The organism is Alkalihalobacillus sp. CinArs1, assembly GCF_947387515.1.
In the GTDB taxonomy this organism is placed as follows: domain Bacteria; phylum Bacillota; class Bacilli; order Bacillales; family Guptibacillaceae; genus Guptibacillus.
The window spans coordinates 1,299,997-1,317,518 of sequence record NZ_CANDOB010000002.1; the positions used below are offsets into that span (position 1 = coordinate 1,299,997).

Annotated in this window: 21 protein-coding genes, 1 tRNA gene and 1 pseudogene; 17 read left to right on the forward strand and 6 right to left on the reverse strand. The window is 41.0% G+C overall.

Going from position 1 to position 17,522, the window contains the following annotated elements; genetic code table 11:
- The first annotated feature begins 39 nt into the window (after positions 1–39).
- The 4 genes from PFZ69_RS15405 (at position 40) to PFZ69_RS15420 (ending at position 2,791) form a co-directional block, all read left to right on the forward strand.
- A complete protein-coding gene (locus PFZ69_RS15405; RefSeq protein ID WP_270181933.1) occupies positions 40–906 on the forward strand; it encodes a M15 family metallopeptidase in 867 nt (288 codons plus the stop codon).
- A gap of 106 nt (positions 907–1,012) precedes the next feature.
- Entirely contained in the window at positions 1,013–1,723 is a 711-nt protein-coding gene (locus PFZ69_RS15410) for a cytochrome c biogenesis protein CcdA (protein WP_270181934.1), read from the forward strand.
- A 19-nt stretch (positions 1,724–1,742) separates the two neighbouring features.
- Positions 1,743–2,201: a Na(+)/H(+) antiporter subunit B gene (locus tag PFZ69_RS15415; protein ID WP_270181935.1), complete on the forward strand. Its 459-nt coding sequence runs from the start codon at positions 1,743–1,745 to the stop codon at positions 2,199–2,201.
- A 107-nt stretch (positions 2,202–2,308) separates the two neighbouring features.
- Positions 2,309–2,791, forward strand: coding sequence for a CcdC family protein (locus PFZ69_RS15420; protein WP_270181936.1), 483 nt, complete (start codon positions 2,309–2,311; stop codon positions 2,789–2,791).
- 33 nt (positions 2,792–2,824) lie between these two features.
- Here PFZ69_RS15420 and PFZ69_RS15425 read toward each other — a convergent pair whose 3' ends face one another.
- The 3 genes from PFZ69_RS15425 to PFZ69_RS15435 form a co-directional block, all read right to left on the reverse strand.
- A complete protein-coding gene (locus PFZ69_RS15425; protein ID WP_270181937.1) occupies positions 2,825–3,250 on the reverse strand; it encodes a DUF2621 domain-containing protein in 426 nt (141 codons plus the stop codon).
- A gap of 157 nt (positions 3,251–3,407) precedes the next feature.
- Positions 3,408–3,977, reverse strand: coding sequence for a hypothetical protein (locus PFZ69_RS15430; protein WP_270181938.1), 570 nt, complete (start codon positions 3,975–3,977; stop codon positions 3,408–3,410).
- Between the two features lie 147 nt (positions 3,978–4,124).
- Positions 4,125–4,221, reverse strand: a tRNA-Sec gene (locus PFZ69_RS15435).
- A gap of 436 nt (positions 4,222–4,657) precedes the next feature.
- On the opposite strand from PFZ69_RS15435, the gene selB reads away from it, so the two are divergent.
- The 4 genes from selB to phnC are packed head-to-tail and all read left to right on the forward strand — an operon-like array spanning position 4,658 to position 8,933.
- On the forward strand, positions 4,658–6,550 hold the full coding sequence (gene selB, locus PFZ69_RS15440) for a selenocysteine-specific translation elongation factor (protein ID WP_270181939.1): 1,893 nt from the start codon (positions 4,658–4,660) through the stop codon (positions 6,548–6,550).
- A 7-nt stretch (positions 6,551–6,557) separates the two neighbouring features.
- Positions 6,558–7,433 carry a phosphate/phosphite/phosphonate ABC transporter substrate-binding protein gene (gene phnD, locus PFZ69_RS15445; protein WP_270181940.1) on the forward strand — a complete coding sequence of 292 codons (876 nt, stop codon included), beginning with the start codon at positions 6,558–6,560 and terminating at the stop codon, positions 7,431–7,433.
- Positions 7,434–7,435: 2 nt separating this feature from the next.
- Complete coding sequence (gene phnE, locus PFZ69_RS15450; protein ID WP_270181941.1) at positions 7,436–8,188, forward strand: phosphonate ABC transporter, permease protein PhnE; 753 nt, start codon at positions 7,436–7,438, stop codon at positions 8,186–8,188.
- Positions 8,178–8,933 (forward strand): phosphonate ABC transporter ATP-binding protein, encoded by a 756-nt coding sequence (gene phnC, locus PFZ69_RS15455; RefSeq protein ID WP_270181942.1) that lies wholly within the window; start codon positions 8,178–8,180, stop codon positions 8,931–8,933. The genes phnE and phnC overlap by 11 nt, the downstream gene beginning before the upstream one ends.
- 33 nt (positions 8,934–8,966) lie before the next feature.
- Here phnC and selD read toward each other — a convergent pair whose 3' ends face one another.
- Positions 8,967–10,016, reverse strand: a complete 1,050-nt coding sequence (gene selD / locus PFZ69_RS15460; RefSeq protein ID WP_270181943.1) for a selenide, water dikinase SelD — start codon at positions 10,014–10,016, stop codon at positions 8,967–8,969.
- A 143-nt stretch (positions 10,017–10,159) separates the two neighbouring features.
- Here selD and PFZ69_RS15465 point away from each other — a divergent pair.
- Positions 10,160–10,351 (forward strand): annotated as a pseudogene (locus PFZ69_RS15465) (Rdx family protein); the annotation flags it as partial.
- A gap of 51 nt (positions 10,352–10,402) precedes the next feature.
- Positions 10,403–11,812: an L-seryl-tRNA(Sec) selenium transferase gene (selA, locus tag PFZ69_RS15470; protein WP_270181944.1), complete on the forward strand. Its 1,410-nt coding sequence runs from the start codon at positions 10,403–10,405 to the stop codon at positions 11,810–11,812.
- A 27-nt stretch (positions 11,813–11,839) separates the two neighbouring features.
- Here the strand turns inward: selA and PFZ69_RS15475 are convergent, their stop codons facing one another.
- Positions 11,840–11,977 carry a small acid-soluble spore protein P gene (locus PFZ69_RS15475; protein WP_224882334.1) on the reverse strand — a complete coding sequence of 46 codons (138 nt, stop codon included), beginning with the start codon at positions 11,975–11,977 and terminating at the stop codon, positions 11,840–11,842.
- A 116-nt stretch (positions 11,978–12,093) separates the two neighbouring features.
- On the opposite strand from PFZ69_RS15475, the gene PFZ69_RS15480 reads away from it, so the two are divergent.
- On the forward strand, positions 12,094–12,354 hold the full coding sequence (locus PFZ69_RS15480; protein ID WP_270181945.1) for a hypothetical protein: 261 nt from the start codon (positions 12,094–12,096) through the stop codon (positions 12,352–12,354).
- Positions 12,355–12,397: 43 nt separating this feature from the next.
- On the opposite strand, the gene sspO is transcribed toward PFZ69_RS15480, so the two are convergent.
- Positions 12,398–12,547: a small acid-soluble spore protein O gene (gene sspO / locus PFZ69_RS15485; RefSeq protein WP_224882338.1), complete on the reverse strand. Its 150-nt coding sequence runs from the start codon at positions 12,545–12,547 to the stop codon at positions 12,398–12,400.
- A 191-nt stretch (positions 12,548–12,738) separates the two neighbouring features.
- On the opposite strand from sspO, the gene acnA reads away from it, so the two are divergent.
- The 6 genes from acnA (at position 12,739) to tlp (ending at position 17,418) form a co-directional block, all read left to right on the forward strand.
- Positions 12,739–15,453 (forward strand): aconitate hydratase AcnA, encoded by a 2,715-nt coding sequence (gene acnA / locus PFZ69_RS15490; protein WP_270181946.1) that lies wholly within the window; start codon positions 12,739–12,741, stop codon positions 15,451–15,453.
- 136 nt (positions 15,454–15,589) lie between these two features.
- Positions 15,590–15,715: an FbpB family small basic protein gene (locus tag PFZ69_RS15495; protein WP_270181947.1), complete on the forward strand. Its 126-nt coding sequence runs from the start codon at positions 15,590–15,592 to the stop codon at positions 15,713–15,715.
- Between the two features lie 60 nt (positions 15,716–15,775).
- Positions 15,776–15,919, forward strand: coding sequence for a small acid-soluble spore protein N (sspN, locus tag PFZ69_RS15500; protein WP_270181948.1), 144 nt, complete (start codon positions 15,776–15,778; stop codon positions 15,917–15,919).
- Between the two features lie 136 nt (positions 15,920–16,055).
- Positions 16,056–16,580, forward strand: coding sequence for a hypothetical protein (locus PFZ69_RS15505; RefSeq protein WP_270181949.1), 525 nt, complete (start codon positions 16,056–16,058; stop codon positions 16,578–16,580).
- Between the two features lie 53 nt (positions 16,581–16,633).
- Entirely contained in the window at positions 16,634–17,122 is a 489-nt protein-coding gene (locus tag PFZ69_RS15510; protein ID WP_270181950.1) for a hypothetical protein, read from the forward strand.
- An 86-nt stretch (positions 17,123–17,208) separates the two neighbouring features.
- The gene (gene tlp, locus PFZ69_RS15515; RefSeq protein WP_270181951.1) at positions 17,209–17,418 is read left to right on the forward strand and encodes a small acid-soluble spore protein Tlp; all 210 of its coding nucleotides are present in this window, start codon (positions 17,209–17,211) and stop codon (positions 17,416–17,418) included.
- Positions 17,419–17,522 lie beyond the last annotated feature (104 nt).

The following is a 17,522-nucleotide window of genomic DNA, read 5'->3' on the forward strand; positions in this document are numbered from 1 at the left end:
TATGATAAGATAGACTATATTTTATTAGGAAGTGTTGAGATGACGGTAAGAAAGCTAGTATTCGTATCAGGGCTATCGCTCGCTCTTGTGGCAGGTTGTTCATCGAATGAGCAGAGTGATCAGACGATGAATGATGAAAAGTCGGAGCAGACTGAGCCTGATAAAGAAGAAAAAAACGAAGATAACAAGACCAATAGTGAAGCGAACGAAGAAAATAGCTCTTCAAATGAAGATACGAATCAAAATGGTGCGAATAACGAACCTGATGAGTCACAACAAAATGCTTATCCAGCTATGGGTGAAACGGTGACGGAAGAAAACGGCAAAAAAATCGTAACAAATCCTGATAGTATCTATGTTGTGGCTAACAAAAACAGAAATTTGCCGGCTGATTTTGTTCCGAAAAACCTTGTAGAACCTAACGTCCCTTTTTATGCAAATGAAGGTGATCCGAAGAGACTGATGGTAGACGAAGCAGCAAAGGCGCTTGAAGAAATGTTTGCGGCTGCAGAAGAAGCTGATATGCAAATCAAAGCTGTCTCTGGTTACCGTTCTTATGAAAGGCAGGAAGCGATTTTTGCTTACAACGCAGAAAGATATGGTGCTGAAAAAGCAAATCAGGTGAGTGCACATGCAGGGCAGAGTGAACATCAGACTGGATTAACAATGGATATTAGTACACCTTCACTGAATGGTGCGTTAACTGAAAAGTTCGGAAGTACCCCTGAAGGTGAATGGGTAGCTGAAAATGCATACAAATACGGGTTTGTTGTGAGGTACCTTAAAGGAAAAGAAGACATTACTGGCTATCAATATGAGCCTTGGCATGTTCGGTATGTAGGAAAAGAAGCTGCCAAAGAAATTCATGAAGCTGGAATAACTCTTGAAGAATTCTTTGCAAAGTAAATCGTTACGTAATGTTCACACAATTTAATGTGAAAACCGGTACAATGGGGTTGAAACGATTTCAGAATGCGCATGCTAAGTGCGTGCATAGAACGGGAGTTAGGTTATGGCTGATTTAAATATTTTTTTAGCTTTTGGAGCGGGATTCCTGTCCTTTATCTCTCCTTGTGTATTGCCGCTTTATCCGGCGTTTATTTCATACATTACAGGGGTATCAGTAAATGACTTAAAAGAAGAACGGGGAATGATGCAGCGAAGAGCAATTCTACATACAGTATTCTTCTTATTAGGCTTTTCGATTATTTTTCTCGTTCTAGGAATGTCTGCTTCACTTATTGGAAACTTGTTTGTTCAATATAAAGACTTATTGAGACAAGTAGGGGCGATCTTAATTGTAGTTTTCGGACTCGTTGTCGTAGGGTTTTGGAAACCTTCTTTCCTTTTGAAAGATCGACGGTTAACGATTCGGAATCGTCCATCAGGCTTCATTGGATCTGTGTTGATCGGAATGGGCTTTGCTGCTGGTTGGACTCCATGTACTGGTCCGATTTTAGCAGCAGTTATCGCACTTGGTGTTTCAAACCCGGGAGCTGGTCTCTTCTATATGGTTGCATATACGCTAGGGTTTTCCATTCCGTTCTTCCTGTTATCATTCTTTATCGGAAAGTTACAGTGGATTAAGAAGAACAGCACAGTCATTATGAAAGCAGGCGGATATTTAATGATCGTTATGGGAGTATTGCTATACTTTAATTTCATGACGATGTTCACTTCATTCCTTGTTAACAATCTCTTTAACGGTTTTCAAGGATTCTAACTAGAAAGGATGCGACTCGATGCAACGTAGCAACGATCTTATTTTAAAAACAACAACGACGATCATCGTCTTTATCATCATGGGCTTCTCGATCTATCTCTTTTTCGCTGGTCATAATGCGCCAGGTGGCGGATTTATCGGTGGATTAATGACTTCGGGAGCGCTTGTGCTGCTTTATATCTCCTATGGATTTAAAACGATGGAACGGGTCATTCGGTTTGACTTCAAAAATTTTATTCCGATCGGATTGTTGATAGCGGTTTTAACTGGAATCGGCTCGTTTTTCTTCGGCCAGCCCTTTTTAAGCCATACGGATGCTTACTTTGAGCTTCCAATCCTAGGGCACACTCACTTGGCTACGGCGATTTTGTTTGATTTAGGGGTGTATTTTACAGTAGTTGGTGTTACGATGACGATTATTTTGAACATTGCTGCAGATGAAGGTGAAGAGGAGCTTTCCAAACAAAATACGCAATGATAAGAACAGGACGCTTGTCCTGTTCTTTTATGTGCGCTTGTTTTTTTCTGTTCTTACACATACAATGGAAATGATAAGCAGTAACCTGATAGGTGAGGGATGAAAATATGCTGATTTTCAGTACAGTAGTAGGAGCATTGATGGCTCTAGGTGTTATTATGATCAGGTTAAAGGCTTCGAAAAAACCTGCAACGATAAAGAAAATTATCCTACCGCCTTTTTTTATGGCGACAGGCTTTTTTATGTTTGTATTACCAGAAGCTAGAGTACCATTATATGAAGCGATGGAGGCACTGCTTGTTGGTGCGGCATTTTCGTTACTACTGATTCGTACTTCTAAATTTGAAATTAAAAACAATAAGATTTATTTAACACGTTCGAAAGCGTTTGTATTTATCTTGCTCGGATTACTCGTTGTAAGGATCGCTTTTAAAACCATAATCGGTCAGTCGATACCTGTCCTCCAAACGAGCTCACTGTTTTTTATACTTGCTTTTGGAATGATTGTGCCATGGCGCGTCGCTATGTATTATCAGTTTCGTAAAACAGAGAGAAGCCATAACCCTGAATTACATCAAAGTACTTTATAAAAAACTCGTTTAGCATCATGCTAAACGAGTTTTTTAATGGAATAAATGCTGATAAGGTGTAACATCGATCCGTTTATCGTGTAATTTTTTGATAAGCCATTTATGATCTCTTTTTGGAGTTGCGATGATATATCCTCTAATAATGAGATCTTGCGTCATTTCCTTGCTGTTCTCTTTCAACGCAAGTTCACCGATCTTCCCAGCGATTTTATTTCTAGCAATATCACGGAATAGTTCTGGAACAGGAGATACCAATTCTTCTAAAAGCTTTTTTTGATCATTGTTCCACATGTGTTTCGTTTGTTGGATGTAATAGTCTTCCCAATCCAGTATGGATTTTCCATCTTCTTTAGGGAGACGCTTTAAGAATTTTCGGAACATGAAGAAACCGCCGATCGCCATTAGCGAGATCAACACGATTGTCCAACCGACGATAAAATACTGAAACCAACCTGCCATCGCATTCACCTCTCATGCTTTTGAACTCGGTCACATTATACGCTCAAAACACGCATAAATCAAGTGGAGTAGGGGAGTGGGGGCTGCAATTTAGGACCTCTGAAAGGAATTGTCGGGAAACATTCTTACTTCTTTCATTTTCCTAGAGTAATAAAGCTTAATAGGTGATTCCTGTATCCTCTGACATGTTGTCACTTATTATTCCAACGCCTTTCACTTCATCGATTTCTACATCTTGTTGTATGGATGGATTTAGAGGGTACGTTCCTTCGGCAAAAGTTAGCTTCTTATAACTGGGCTCTATACCACCACCTGTTACATACATAATGAGATCCTTCCAGCCGTTAGTGGATGTTTCACTAATGATAATTGGAGTTCTAACTAGACTGAATCGCGAAAGCATTTTGTATTCTTCATTGATCTTTTGGAAGATGAGTGCGCTGCAGCCTCCAGTTCCACAAACTGAAGGTCCTGACAAATAGACGAACGTTTCAGGGGTGCCATCCTCATTTAAATCGATACGGTTGTAATAGTACTTAACATCACCGGGCTGTAATTGAAAGATTTTACTGAAAGCTTCTTCTAATTTCTCGTCTTTATTTGTTTCTGATTTCATAAAACTTAGTGTAGCTGAATGTGGCTGTTGGATGGCATGAGTTTTATTGTAGGGTAGGCCTAGAAAACTAAATAGGACTACGAGGAAGAGTAGTGTATGAGAAGATTTCATAATAACTTTATTCACCTCGTTGTTTAGTACGTATTTAATGTATAGGCTAAACAATCCGTACAATTTCATTCGGTAGTTGAAAAAACGAGATAAATTGCATAAAAAAACTCTAATGAAACGTCATTAGAGGACTCAGGTGATAAAAATTGGCGGGACCGTCTGGGAATCGAACCCAGCTGACCTGGCACGCAGGTCACAAGCGGTTTTGAAGACCGTGGCACTCACCAGACGTACAACCAGCCCCATTGCTATTAGAATGATAAAGCATACGTTTCATAGAATCAACTAATTTGAACGATTTGATTGCGTTTAGTTGGATATTTTGTGAGGTTATGTCGAATTAGCAAGAAACAGAACGATTAATTATTGATTCATTTCAGAAACCAGAAATTACGACAAACCTCGATGAAATCCATCATCTGACATTGTTCGACATTCGGAGTGACTGGTACAGTTCTTGATTGAGAACTATAACAGGATGAGGGGTGGTACAGCGTGAAATAAACAGTATAACAGATGCTGGTGTGGATAAATGTGAATAACTTTTTTCGTATACACGGTTGAATAAACATACATCGATGCATATACAAGGTTTTAAAGTCGAAGGGCTTTCAGTTGCGTAGGGAACATTATTTCATTAATGTTAATGAAGGATGACTTCATTTAGGCAGGTGAGAAGAATGAATTATTACACGATAGGTCTTGCCGGACATATCGATCATGGAAAAACGACGTTAACTGGAGCGCTGACAGGAGTTGATACAGACCGTCTCAAGGAAGAAAAAGAGCGGAATGTTTCGATTGAGCCAGGATTTGCACCTTTCGAATTATCAGATGATATGAAAGTATCGATTATCGATGTACCTGGTCATGAACGATTTGTCAGGCAAATGATCGCTGGTGTAGCAGGTATCGATATAGTAATACCAGTTATTGCAGCGGATGAGGGTGTGATGCCTCAAACGAAAGAACATTTAGAAATCTTATCGCTTCTTGGCATTGAACGATCAATCATCGTTATTACGAAAGCAGATGCTGTTGACGAAGAGATGATTGAACTTGTAAAAGAAGATATTATCGAATACATATCTGGGTCTGCCTTTGAGGACGCTACTTTTCATGTAGTAGACAGTAAGTCTGGAAGAGGCATCGAGGCGTTAAAACATAGCATCCATGCTTATCTATTGGACGTGCCTTCAAGAAATAAAGTTGGACCGTTTCGTATGCCGATCGATCAAGTTTTTACTCTTCAAGGACATGGAACTGTTGTGAGAGGGACGATTTTTGACGGAGAGTTACAAGATGGACAACCCGTATCGATCGTTCCAAAGGGGATCGAAGCGAGGGTCAGACAAATCCAGTCTCATAATGAAAAAGTAAGCAAGGCATATGCTGGGCAGAGGGTTGCGATCAATCTTGCTGGCGTTGACCGCGATAATATTGATAGAGGTCAAGTTGTTGTAGCGAGCGATTATTATCATACTACGTCTACAGTAGACATTAGTTTGAAGATGGCTAAAACGATGTCCTATGAATTAAAGCAACGATCAACCGTTACCGTTCATATTGGAACTGCTGAAGTGAGGGGAACAATCGTATTTTTTGATCGGAATGTTTTAGAGTACGAAGAGGACGAAAAGGTCTTATGTCAACTACGTCTTCAAACTCCCATCTTAGCGAAGAAGAGTGACAGAGTGATCATTCGAAGGCCATCACCTGTTGAAACGATCGGTGGTGGATCGATTGTAAACGTAATGGGACAGAAATATAAATTTGGTAAAGAGACTGTCGAAATGCTTGAAAGAATGAGTATGGGGACACCATCAGAACAGCTTCAGCAGCTGCTTGATAAAGAGATGCTACTTACGAAAGAAGAGATTCAACAAACACTTGGTATGGATGATCAAACTCTTTTAGAGCTAGAGAAGACGCCTGAGTTTGTTTTTGTTGAGGATGATGTTACAACACGAGTTATCCTCAATAGCGTTAGCTCTGAAATCGATGAGCGGTTACAGGATTATCATGATAAATATCCGATGAGACCCGGCATTCCGAAGGCAGAATTGATTCAGGAACTAAAGGCAAAGTACCCTGGTAAGCTGATCGAACGAACGTTAGATGAAACGGAGAATGTCATACGAAAGGGACCATATTTTTCGATTGAGAGTTTTATCCCATCCTTTTCAAAAGCCTGGAAAACAAGAATGGAGAATGTCGTAGTTGCTCTGAGAGATCAGGGAATGAACGCTTCACCGATCGATGTGCTTATTGATAAAGAAGGCATTCCATCAGAGGAAAAGGTCGAGTTAAAGCAATATTTACTAGAGGAATCGGTAGCAATGGAGCTAACGAAAGATTTGATGATTCATCGCTCAGCGTGGGAGAAATCAAAGGATTTGTTGAAGAATGAAACGTCAACCTCTTTCACACTGCAGTCTGCAAAGGAAGTTCTAGGTGTGAGCCGGAAGTTTCTCGTTCCTTTTCTCGAAAGCCTAGATGAAAAAGGCTATACCGTACGAGATGGACAAGAAAGAAGATGGCTCGATCGACGTAAACAAGAGAAATCGGAGTGATGGCAGTATGAAACGACTATTGAGTATATTATTGCTAGCTAGTGTTCTCGCTGGATGCAGCGATCAAGAGAATGAAAAAGAAGGTAGCGACTCATTCACGATTGGGGTTATTCCAGCTCAAACAGAAGGTGAAATCGATCAAGCGATGGATGAATTACAAGATATACTTACAGATGAGCTAGATCAAGACGTGGAGATTACAACATTTCCAGACTACAATGGTGTCGTAGAAGCAATGAATTATGAACAGATCGATATGGCGTTCTTTGGCCCACTAACTTATGTGATCGCACATGAAAAGAGTGGGGCAGAAGCGATTGTCACCCAGCTGATCGATGGCGAACCGTTTTATCACTCTTACGTGATCACGCACAGCTCGAACAGCTGGACCTCACTAGAAAACTTTTTAGAAAGAAGTAATGAACGAAGCTTTGCGTTTGGTGATCCTAACTCGACGTCTGGTTCATTGATCCCTTCGATTGAACTGCAAGACAGAGAAGTATTCCAAGATCAAGATAATCATTCATTTCGTTCGGTTACGTACACAGGATCACACGACGCCACAGCACTAGCCGTACAGAATAAGCAAGTAGATGCTGGCGCAATTGACAGCGCAATCTACCATCAACTGATCGAGTCAGGAAAAATAGATGAAGAAAAACTAAAGGTGATCTGGGAGTCAGACAAGCTATTTCAGTACCCATGGGCTATTGGGAAGGGTACAGATGATGAAACGAAAAAGAAATTGCAAGAGGTCTTTTTATCGATTGAGAATGAGACAATTTTAAATGCGTTCGGTGCTTCTGGATTTACTGAAGCTCGTAATCAAGACTATGAAAGTATACGAGATGCCGCTGTGAAGCAGGGTCTTATTAAGGAATAATCATGATTTGGTTCAATTGGAAGCACGTAGCCAGTGCACTACTGATCCTAGCCACCACGATTTGGAGTATTAGGATCACTAATTTCGATTTAAGTAAAATTCGCGCATTGACCAACATGGTGGATTTCCTTTCAAACTGGTTTCCTCTCAATTTAGAAGTTGTTCCTCGAATGTTAGAAGCAAGTTTAGTGACACTGGGTATGGCTTTCTTAGGAAGTTTTCTTGGGCTATTAATAGCTCTTCCGCTTAGTCTACTCGCTGCGAAAAACACTGCGGGGCGATTCTATAAAGGTACTCGGATACTATTAAGCTTCTTTCGGTCTATTCCTGAAATCGTATTAGGCTTAATGTTCCTTACAGTTGTTGGCCCCGGACCGTTTGCTGCAACACTTGCGATCATCTTTCATAACGCTAGTGTATTGAGTAAGTTGATTGGAGAATTGATCGAGGCGGCGGATAAGGGGCAACAAGAAGCTATGAAAGCTGTTGGTGCTCCCACAATTACGCGTGCTTTATTTGGGATCTTTCCGCAAATATGGCCGAACGTTCTTTCACATTACTTTTATAGATTTGAAGTAGCGGTTCGAACATCATTAATTCTTGGCCTTGTCGGCGGAGGAGGCATCGGGCAGCAGTTATTTGTTCATTTTAAAACCTTTCAGTACTCGACTGTAGCCGTTGATGTTCTTATCATCATGGTGATCGTGATTGCAGTTGATTTTTTAGGAAGTCGGGTGAGGCAAGATGTTATGTAAGGATGAACTGATAACAATCACGGACGGTACAGTGACGTATGGTCGAACAGAATCCGCCGCGATTGAGGGTGTGTCTTTAACTTTTTCTAGAGGAGAGTTTGTTTGTGTTTTAGGCAAAACAGGGGCAGGGAAGTCTACCTTAATCCGTACACTGAATGGGCTCGAGCCTCTTTCAAAAGGTACGGTTTCTTATCAAAACCAGTCATACGATCGATTAGATGATGAAGGGTTACGTAGGATTCGAAGAAATATGGGCATGATTTTCCAACAACATCAATTGATCCCCCGGCTATCTGTCTTGCAAAACGTTTATACCGGTTTATTCGGTTATCACTCCACATTTCAGAACGTACTCGGTTTGTTTTCTAAAGAAGAAAAATTGAAAGCACAAGAGGTACTTGAACAGGTCGAACTGTTACCGTTTCAAAACCAGCGCGCTGATCAGCTGAGTGGTGGACAAAAACAACGAGTCGGTATTGCGAGAGCTCTTGTGCAGTCTCCATATGTGTTTTTAGGGGACGAACCTGTGGCTAGCTTAGATCCTGGTACTGCAGATCGGATTTTCCTTTTGATCAAGCAAATCCATGAAGAACAAAAGCTGCTAACGATCGTGAATGTCCATAGTGTAAAGCTTGCCCTTCGGTATGCGACTCGGATCGTAGCATTAAAGGATGGCAGGGTTGTCTTTGATGATGTGCCTGAGAAATTCACAGAGGAAATAGAGAACGACTTGTATGAACGATAAAAAGCCGTAGGATTGAATTCCTACGGCTTTTTTTTACCGATATGCATGGATGAATGATGATTGTTTTTCTGTAACATTCCCAATGACGTCTGCCTTTTTTCCTTTGTTTTTCATCCGCTCTACATATGCGTGTGCTTGGCTTTCAGGCATACTGATCAGAAGGCCGCCCGACGTAACTGCGTCACATAAGATAAGCTCTTCTAGTTCGCTTAGGTTCGTATACTGAACAGATTGAGAGATCCAGCGATGATTCGCTTTCGAGCCTCCAGGAATGAAGCCTTGTTCGGCTAACTCGTGTGTACCTTCAAGAACTGGTACTTTTTCAAAATCAACTTCGATACTGACATTACTTCCTGTTGCCATTTCATAGCAATGTCCGAGTAAGCCAAATCCTGTAACATCTGTCACAGCATTCGGTTCGAAATAGCCGAGTTCTTCAGATGCAACTTTATTCAGTTCTGCCATCGTGTCTGAGACGATATCAAGCCTTTCGCTTGATAGTTTTTGTGGCTTGATTGCTGTCGTATGGATGCCAACTCCAATCGGTTTTGTTAAAACAATCGCATCACCTGGTTTCGCACCAACATTCGCATAGAACTTGTCTGGATGAACAATACCAGTCACCGACAACCCAAACTTAGGTTCTTGATCATCGATCGAATGGCCTCCTGCAATCACTGCCCCTGCTTCTTCTACTTTATCGCTAGCTCCTTTTAAGATAGAAGATAGTATCTCAGGAGCGAGTTTTTTAATTGGAAAGCCAACAATGTTTAAAACTGTTTTCGGAACACCGCCCATCGCATACACGTCACTTAATGAGTTCGCAGCTGCGATTTGCCCAAACATATATGGATCATCGACGATCGGTGTGAAAAAGTCGACAGTTTGGATCATGGCGATTTCATCGGTCAATCGATACACGCCTGCATCATCGGAGGTTTCGACTCCAACTAGTAAATTTGGATCTGTCTTTTTATTAGGTAAGTGACGCAAAACTTGCGCCAGGTCCTCAGGACCAAGCTTACATCCTCAACCACCTTTTGTTGAGAGAGACGTAAGACGAATTTTTTCTTCACTCGACATCGTACCACCTCCTCACATAAGTATAATTCTTTTGTTTCGATTTTTGAAATGATATAGTATGGGCAACATAATAAAAAAAAGGAGGAACAAAGTTGAAGTATACTGTTTCGATTGAATTCTGCATGCAGTGAAACTATGCACCTAAAGCCGCGAGTTTCGCGGAGGAACTTTTCAATCATTTCCGCCATGACATTACTACTCTAGAAATGAAACCAGGATTTAAAGGCGCTTTTGAGGTTACCGTGAATGGTAACAAGCTTCATTCCAAGCATGAAACAGGAGAATATCCTGAATTAGATCGCTTTATTAAAGAGATGGAACAGATGAAGGAGTAGGTAGACACCCCAGGAAGGGTGTCTTTCCTTCATTATTAGGAGTTGATACCGTTGAAAACACTAGTTAGGGAGCTTCCTCCCATTCATCAAATACAGCATGCATTTAGACGAAGTGACCTTGCCGGAGTCTATCCAGAAGAAAGGCTAACCCACCTAATCCAAGAAGAGGTTAATGAACTTCGTAGTAGTTTACTTAATGAGAATTATTCTGGTAGTTCAAGGACAAGAGAGGAATTTCAAAAAGAGATAATCGAGAAATTGGAACAGAGCGCGATAGCAAAACTTACTCCAAATCTTCGTCCTGTGATCAATGCAACAGGAGTGGTATTACATACGAATCTAGGCCGTGCTCGACTTAGTGAACGAGCGCTAACAGGTCTAACAGACGTTGCACGTAGCTACTCGACTCTGGAGTATAACCTTTCTACAGGGAAGAGAGGTTCTAGGCACGATATTGCTGAAAGCTTGATTTGTGAAGCTACTGGAGCTGAAGCAGCCATGGTCGTTAATAACAATGCTGCGGCAGTATACTTAGTGCTACGTGCTTTAGCGAATGAACAAGAAGTGATTGTTTCAAGAGGCGAGCTCGTTGAAATCGGAGGATCGTTTCGTGTTTCTTCAATCATGAGGGAGAGTGGAGCATTATTAAAAGAAGTTGGTACAACAAATAAAACACATCTTTATGATTATGAAGAGGCCGTTTCTGAAAATACGTCCATGATTATGAAAGTACATCGTAGTAATTTCTCTATCGTTGGGTTTACTGAAGAAGTGGAGCGGAAAACATTATCAAGTTTTGCAAGAAGTAATCAGGTTATCTATTACGAAGATTTAGGAAGCGGTGCAATCTTTGATTATCATAAATATGGGATCGGTGAGGAACCTACCGTACCGACTGTGTTAAAAGAAGGTGCAGACGTTGTCTCGTTTAGTGGCGATAAACTGCTTGGTGGACCACAGGCAGGGATTATCGCTGGTAAAAAAGCGCTCATCGATAAGCTGAAAAAGCATCAGTTAGCAAGAGTATTACGAGTGGACAAATTTACTTTAACTGCTTTAGAAAGTACGTTACAGCAGCACTTGATGAATGAAGAAACGAATATTCCTGTCGTGAGGGATATCTTACTATCAAAAGAGGAAATAAACGTAAGGTCGCGTGACTTTATCGAAACCTTACATGAAAAAACAACGGGGTACCATACTGAAATTCTAGAAGATGTTTCTCAAGTAGGCGGAGGTACAATGCCTGAAGTTAACCTCGATACGTTCGTAATCGCTATTACCTCTGACCGGCTTACAAGTAATGAGATTGAGAAAGGCTTGAGGGAATTCGAAGTTCCGGTGATTGCAAGGCTAAAAGAAGATCGAATCCTACTGGACCTCAGAACGGTAAGTAAGGATGAAGAAATGCATATAATCGACGCGTTACGGTCGATCTCATCAAAAAAAGGCGACGAATAGGTCGCCTTTTTTTATAGAATAAAATAATTAAAACCCTTCACCATTTTTTTGTCTCGTCTGATTACGTTTCTTAACTTTATGTGAGCCTTTCATTGGCTCTTGTTGGCCAGTTTGACCTTTGGGGGCATTTTTACGCATGTCTTTAAACGTGTTGCTTTCTGTCATGGTTTATCCCTCCTTTACGGTTAGTATTTGCATGGAGGTTCATCTTATACGACTGGAATAGCAAGCCTTATTTTGGATAAAACTATGGTGAAACCATTGGATAAGGAGGCCGAGCGATGCCATATAACAAAGACAAACAGCAGGCATTTCAAGCAGCTCAACAAGGATATGATCAGGCGATAGACGCGAGTAAGGAAGTCGTCGATACGAGCAGTGATTACGGAAAAGACCTGAAACATCTCCAACAAGAAGTAGGGGAAGCGATGTCACAAATTGAAGGAGCACTAGTGAACGCCTCAGAACATCAGCGTGAACAACTGCTTCAGTTTCAGAAAGATTTACAATCCATACAAGCTGAAATGAACAAAGACGTTTAAACGGAAAACCCGTCATTTTCTGATGACGGGTTTGGTATTTCATCTATTGACGTTTCTTCGTTTTTTTGTTGAACGCACGCTGTTCTGCGGACAGATGCTCGTGAGCATATTCATTATCAGATCCCGCTCCGTTCCCCTGTGCATCAGCATCGTTCATTCCAGGACGTACGCCATTTGCTTTACGCTTACCCATCAGCTTTCACCTCCACGATGTTACTTTGTCCTCAGGCCGTCAAAATATGTAGTGATAAGGTAAACTTATGAAGTATAATAACAATCTTGTTATTTACTTATGTTTGAAAAACTACTAATATGGATAAAGGGAAGTTGAAAGCGTTTTTGCAACTACCGCTTTGTTATGCAATTTGAAGGAGGGAACTACATATGGCAAATCATGAACTTTATAATTCAAAATCAACGTTCGATGCTAATGGTAAAACATATTCATTCTACCGCTTACAAGCGCTAGAAGAAGCAGGCATCGCAAATGTTAGCAAGCTCCCTTACACGATTAAGATCTTACTTGAATCCGTGCTGCGTCAGTACGACGGTAAGGTAATTAAAGAGGAGCACATTGAAAACCTCGCTAAATGGGGAACTAGCGAGCAAAAGACTGATATCGACGTACCGTTTAAACCTTCTCGCGTTATCCTACAGGATTTTACTGGAGTACCAGCAGTTGTTGACCTTGCGTCACTTCGTAAAGCGATGGCTGATATGGGCGGAGATCCTGATAAGATCAACCCTGAAATTCCGGTTGACCTTGTTATTGACCACTCGGTTCAAGTTGATAAATATGCTTCTGAAGATGCATTAGAATTTAACATGAATAAAGAATTCGAACGTAACCTTGAGCGTTATAAATTCCTTAAATGGGCGCAAGATTCTTTCGATAACTACCGCGCTGTTCCACCAGCAACTGGAATCGTTCACCAAGTTAACTTGGAGTACGTAGCAAATGTTGTACAAGAAAACAGCTTTGACGGTGAAAATGTTGCTTATCCAGATACTTTGTTTGGAACAGATTCACATACAACGATGATCAACGGTCTAGGTGTTCTTGGTTGGGGTGTAGGTGGAATTGAAGCTGAAGCTGGAATGCTTGGTCAGCCTTCCTATTTCCCAGTACCAGAAGTTATCGGTGTGAAGCTAACGGGTGAACTTGCAAGTGGAACAACTGCAACTGACCTTGCGCTAAAAGTTACGCAGCTACTTCGTGAAAAGAAAGTAGTAGGTAAGTTTGTTGAATTCTTCGGTCCTGGTCTATCTAGCATGCCGCTTGCAGACCGTGCGACGATTTCAAACATGGCTCCTGAACAAGGGTCGACATGTAGCTTTTTCCCTGTAGACGAAGAAGCTCTTGAGTATATGCGCTTAACTGGACGCTCAGAAGAGCACATCAACCTTGTGCGTGAGTACTGTAAAGCAAATGGTCTCTACTATACGCCAGAATCAGAGGATCCTGAGTTCTCTAGCGTCGTAGAACTTGATCTTTCAACAGTTGAGCCAAGTTTAGCTGGACCTAAACGTCCACAAGATTTGATCCCTCTTTCTAGCATGAAAGAAGAGTTCAATAAAGCGCTTGTTGCTCCTCAAGGTAACCAGGGGCTAGGCATGGATAAGGATGAAATCAAGAAAGAAACAACTGTAAAGTTCCATGATGGAAAAGAGGTAACGATGAAAACAGGTGCGGTTGCAATCGCTGCGATCACAAGCTGTACGAACACATCGAACCCATCTGTAATGCTTGGTGCTGCACTTCTTGCGAAGAAAGCAGTCGAAAAAGGACTTCAAGTACCTGAATATGTTAAAACAAGTCTTGCTCCAGGATCTAAAGTCGTAACCGATTACCTCGAGAAGTCTGGACTAATGCCATATCTTAAAGATCTTGGATTCCACCTTGTAGGTTATGGTTGTACAACATGTATCGGTAACTCAGGTCCACTTAAAGAAGAAATCGAAGACGCGGTAGCAAAGAGCGATCTAACAGTAACATCTGTTCTTTCTGGTAACCGTAACTTTGAAGGTCGTATTCATCCATTAGTAAAAGCAAACTATCTTGCTTCACCACCACTAGTCGTTGCTTACGCACTAGCAGGAAGTGTAAACTTTGACCTTCACAATGAATCATTCGGTAAAGACAAAGATGGCAATGACGTGTATTTGAAAGACCTCTGGCCATCTCCTGAAGAAGTAAAAGAAGCCGTAGCAGAAACGGTTACTCCTGAAATGTTTAAGCGTCAATACAAAACTGTTTTTGAAGAAAACGAGCGTTGGAACCAGTTGAGCACGAGTGAAGGCGATCTTTACAACTGGGATGAAGAGTCAACTTATATTCAAAACCCTCCTTTCTTCGAAAACCTTTCAAAAGATCCAGAAGCGATTCATGAGCTCAAAAACATGAGAGCCATCGCGAAGTTTGGCGATTCAGTAACGACGGACCACATTTCTCCAGCAGGTGCCATCGCGAAGGATATGCCAGCAGGTCAATATCTTCAAGACAAAGGTGTTCGTCCGATCGACTTTAACTCCTATGGTTCTCGCCGAGGAAACCATGAAGTCATGATGAGAGGAACGTTCGGAAACATTCGTATTCGTAACCAAATCGCACCGGACACTGAGGGTGGCTGGACGACGTATTGGAAAACAGAAGATGTTATGCCAATCTACGATGCAGCGATGAAGTATAAAGAAGACGGAACTGACCTGATTGTTCTTGCAGGTAAAGATTACGGTATGGGAAGCTCGCGTGACTGGGCAGCAAAAGGAACTAACCTTCTTGGTATTAAAACAGTCATCGCAGAGAGCTACGAAAGAATCCACAGAAGTAACCTCGTATTGATGGGTGTATTACCACTTCAATTCAAAGAGGGAGATTCTGCTGACTCTCTTGGCCTAACTGGGAAAGAAACATTCGCAGTAGAAATTACTGAAAATGTTAAACCTCGTGAAGAAATTAAAGTAACGGCTATTTCTCCAGAAGGTGATGAGAAGACGTTTAATGTAGTCGCTCGTTTCGATAGCGAAGTAGAGATCGATTACTATCGTCACGGTGGAATTCTACAAATGGTTCTTCGTGACAAGTTACAAGCAAATTAATAAAAGTTCTAGACCGTCGAGTAAAACTCGACGGTCTTTTTTGTATCATTTCACAAAAAAATTGCGTTTTTTGTATTAAATATTCTGAATTCGGGAATACTTGCAATAAAGCGACGCGTTACGAAAGGAGAACATGATGAGAAAAACACAAAAGATTACTTTCAAAGAACTGGTCTCTCAGTATAAGCAGGAACTCATGAACGACAAAGAAGCAATCGAGCGTATTGAAGACAAGTTTGAAAAGAAACACGCAAAAAATTAACACGAAAACCTGATAATTCTCCTCTTATTGCACAGTATAACTGTAAAGGAGGAGATCTTTATGAGTAATCCAAAGCGATTTCCGAAATCTTTTGCTCCTAACCATTTATCTTCCCTTCATCCAGAAGCAGAAGGAAACAAAGGGAAGCAGATGCAAACAAAAGGGAATCCAAAGCCAGACTATGCTCCCCCTAAAGGGAAATAATGCTTGCTAGACCAGAAGGAGTGATCTTTCTGGTTTATTTCATTTATAACAATTTATAACAAAGTTTGTAAAAACGTCTTAAAGGTAATAAGAAAAGCGAATGATTACAATAGATATGTTTTTCGGGGGGATCTTTATGACGATTACAGCAAGAATAGAACCAATTTCAAATTTCAGTTCCAAAGAGGCACCAGAAACTGGACTCCTAATCAAGGAGTTAGAAATAAAGATGCAACAGATGGGTTACCTAGTTCCTTACCGTGAAGAGTTAAATTGGGAGAAGGCGATCGCCAGCCTAGAACTAGGGGAAAGTAAAACGTTGCATAGCTTAAAAAAAGCAGCAGCGAAGAATGACCGTGTGTTATTAACGTATGCGAAGCTTTTTAAAGGTACAATTTTTCAAAATCTAATTCTTCATCCAAACCATACAGGCATTTATCTTCCTTTTCGATTTGAAGAACCGTTCACACTCCAAATCGAAGGACAAAAAATTTGGGTAGGATCATCGATAAGGCTGCTTGAAGAATTGTCATGGTTACAAATTAGTTTTGATCAAGGAAAATACGATGAGAACGTAAAGGAATATTGGCGAAACTTCATCGACATCACTCAGAAAAGTATCGACTTTATGAGCCCTATTATCTTTGAAGAAGCCGTTTAGACGATTTTTTCCAATAAAAAAAGGGTAAAGGGTCCGTAAGGTGGGTGATGATCATGGAAAGAAAAGATTTACTAGGCAGTGAAATCTTTAAAATGTTTGAAGCTTCAGGTCCTCCGTATGGTTGTGGAACAGCCGCACTGACTGGAGGATTTGCCTCAAGACTAGCGGTCATGACGTTAACGATCTCAGGAATCGAGCATGACCTTGAAGATGTACCTAGAACATACTTCTTACTTTGTGATGAAGATGATGTGCAATTCGAAGAGTTCTTAGAGAATGGCAGTGCTAAAACGTTAAACGATGTACCGATGAGGCTTTTAGAATGTACGTATCGTCTTATGCTTGAACTCTCACAGTATGAGAAAGACATAAAAAAGAACGTAGTCGTTGACTACCGAATGGCGATGCGATTGTTAAGGCAAGTATTTGAGGCAGCGGAAAACATTTTGCTTTCAAACGGATGCAGTGCAGAAATGCGGAAAGACATGCTTGCTTACGAAAATGCCCTCTATGGAACCCTTTCAAAAAGCTTGCAAAACTAAAGGATAAAAGGATAGGACCACCCTTTCTCACACATACTAGTAGGGCAACTGAGTTGCAGGACTGTATGAATAGGGAGGGCAACATAATGAAAGCAAAACCTGATGATAGACGAGATAATGCTGAAAAGTTGAAGAGAATGGTACAGGATACGATCGAAAACATCCATGATGCTGAAGCATCGATTGAATTTACGGATAGCGATCAACAAAAACAGCAAATTCAAGCCAAAAACGAACGTCGTGCGGATAGCATCGATGCGATGAGAGAAGAAATTAAAGACGAGGAACATAAATAATCGGTAACCGATTGGAGCTGAATGGCGATTTCCATTCGGCTTTTTTCATTACGTAACGTGCAATTATGATAAACTAGAGATGGTTAGCTATAAGTAAGGAGGAT

What these genes read in the sequence shown, in the direction of transcription:
- PFZ69_RS15480 (WP_270181945.1), top strand. Translation starts at nt 12,094, where the DNA reads ATGCCATATAACAAAGACAAACAGCAGGCATTTCAAGCAGCTCAACAA.
- phnD (WP_270181940.1), top strand. Translation starts at nt 6,558, where the DNA reads ATGAAACGACTATTGAGTATATTATTGCTAGCTAGTGTTCTCGCTGGA.
- PFZ69_RS15510 (WP_270181950.1), top strand. Translation starts at nt 16,634, where the DNA reads ATGGAAAGAAAAGATTTACTAGGCAGTGAAATCTTTAAAATGTTTGAA.
- PFZ69_RS15425 (WP_270181937.1), bottom strand. Translation starts at nt 3,250, where the DNA reads ATGGCAGGTTGGTTTCAGTATTTTATCGTCGGTTGGACAATCGTGTTG.
- sspN (WP_270181948.1), top strand. Translation starts at nt 15,776, where the DNA reads ATGAGTAATCCAAAGCGATTTCCGAAATCTTTTGCTCCTAACCATTTA.
- acnA (WP_270181946.1), top strand. Translation starts at nt 12,739, where the DNA reads ATGGCAAATCATGAACTTTATAATTCAAAATCAACGTTCGATGCTAAT.
- PFZ69_RS15415 (WP_270181935.1), top strand. Translation starts at nt 1,743, where the DNA reads ATGCAACGTAGCAACGATCTTATTTTAAAAACAACAACGACGATCATC.
- PFZ69_RS15405 (WP_270181933.1), top strand. Translation starts at nt 40, where the DNA reads ATGACGGTAAGAAAGCTAGTATTCGTATCAGGGCTATCGCTCGCTCTT.
- sspO (WP_224882338.1), bottom strand. Translation starts at nt 12,547, where the DNA reads ATGGGTAAGCGTAAAGCAAATGGCGTACGTCCTGGAATGAACGATGCT.
- PFZ69_RS15475 (WP_224882334.1), bottom strand. Translation starts at nt 11,977, where the DNA reads ATGACAGAAAGCAACACGTTTAAAGACATGCGTAAAAATGCCCCCAAA.
- PFZ69_RS15495 (WP_270181947.1), top strand. Translation starts at nt 15,590, where the DNA reads ATGAGAAAAACACAAAAGATTACTTTCAAAGAACTGGTCTCTCAGTAT.
- PFZ69_RS15430 (WP_270181938.1), bottom strand. Translation starts at nt 3,977, where the DNA reads ATGAAATCTTCTCATACACTACTCTTCCTCGTAGTCCTATTTAGTTTT.
- PFZ69_RS15410 (WP_270181934.1), top strand. Translation starts at nt 1,013, where the DNA reads ATGGCTGATTTAAATATTTTTTTAGCTTTTGGAGCGGGATTCCTGTCC.
- phnC (WP_270181942.1), top strand. Translation starts at nt 8,178, where the DNA reads ATGTTATGTAAGGATGAACTGATAACAATCACGGACGGTACAGTGACG.
- phnE (WP_270181941.1), top strand. Translation starts at nt 7,436, where the DNA reads ATGATTTGGTTCAATTGGAAGCACGTAGCCAGTGCACTACTGATCCTA.
- tlp (WP_270181951.1), top strand. Translation starts at nt 17,209, where the DNA reads ATGAAAGCAAAACCTGATGATAGACGAGATAATGCTGAAAAGTTGAAG.
- PFZ69_RS15505 (WP_270181949.1), top strand. Translation starts at nt 16,056, where the DNA reads ATGACGATTACAGCAAGAATAGAACCAATTTCAAATTTCAGTTCCAAA.
- selB (WP_270181939.1), top strand. Translation starts at nt 4,658, where the DNA reads ATGAATTATTACACGATAGGTCTTGCCGGACATATCGATCATGGAAAA.
- PFZ69_RS15420 (WP_270181936.1), top strand. Translation starts at nt 2,309, where the DNA reads ATGCTGATTTTCAGTACAGTAGTAGGAGCATTGATGGCTCTAGGTGTT.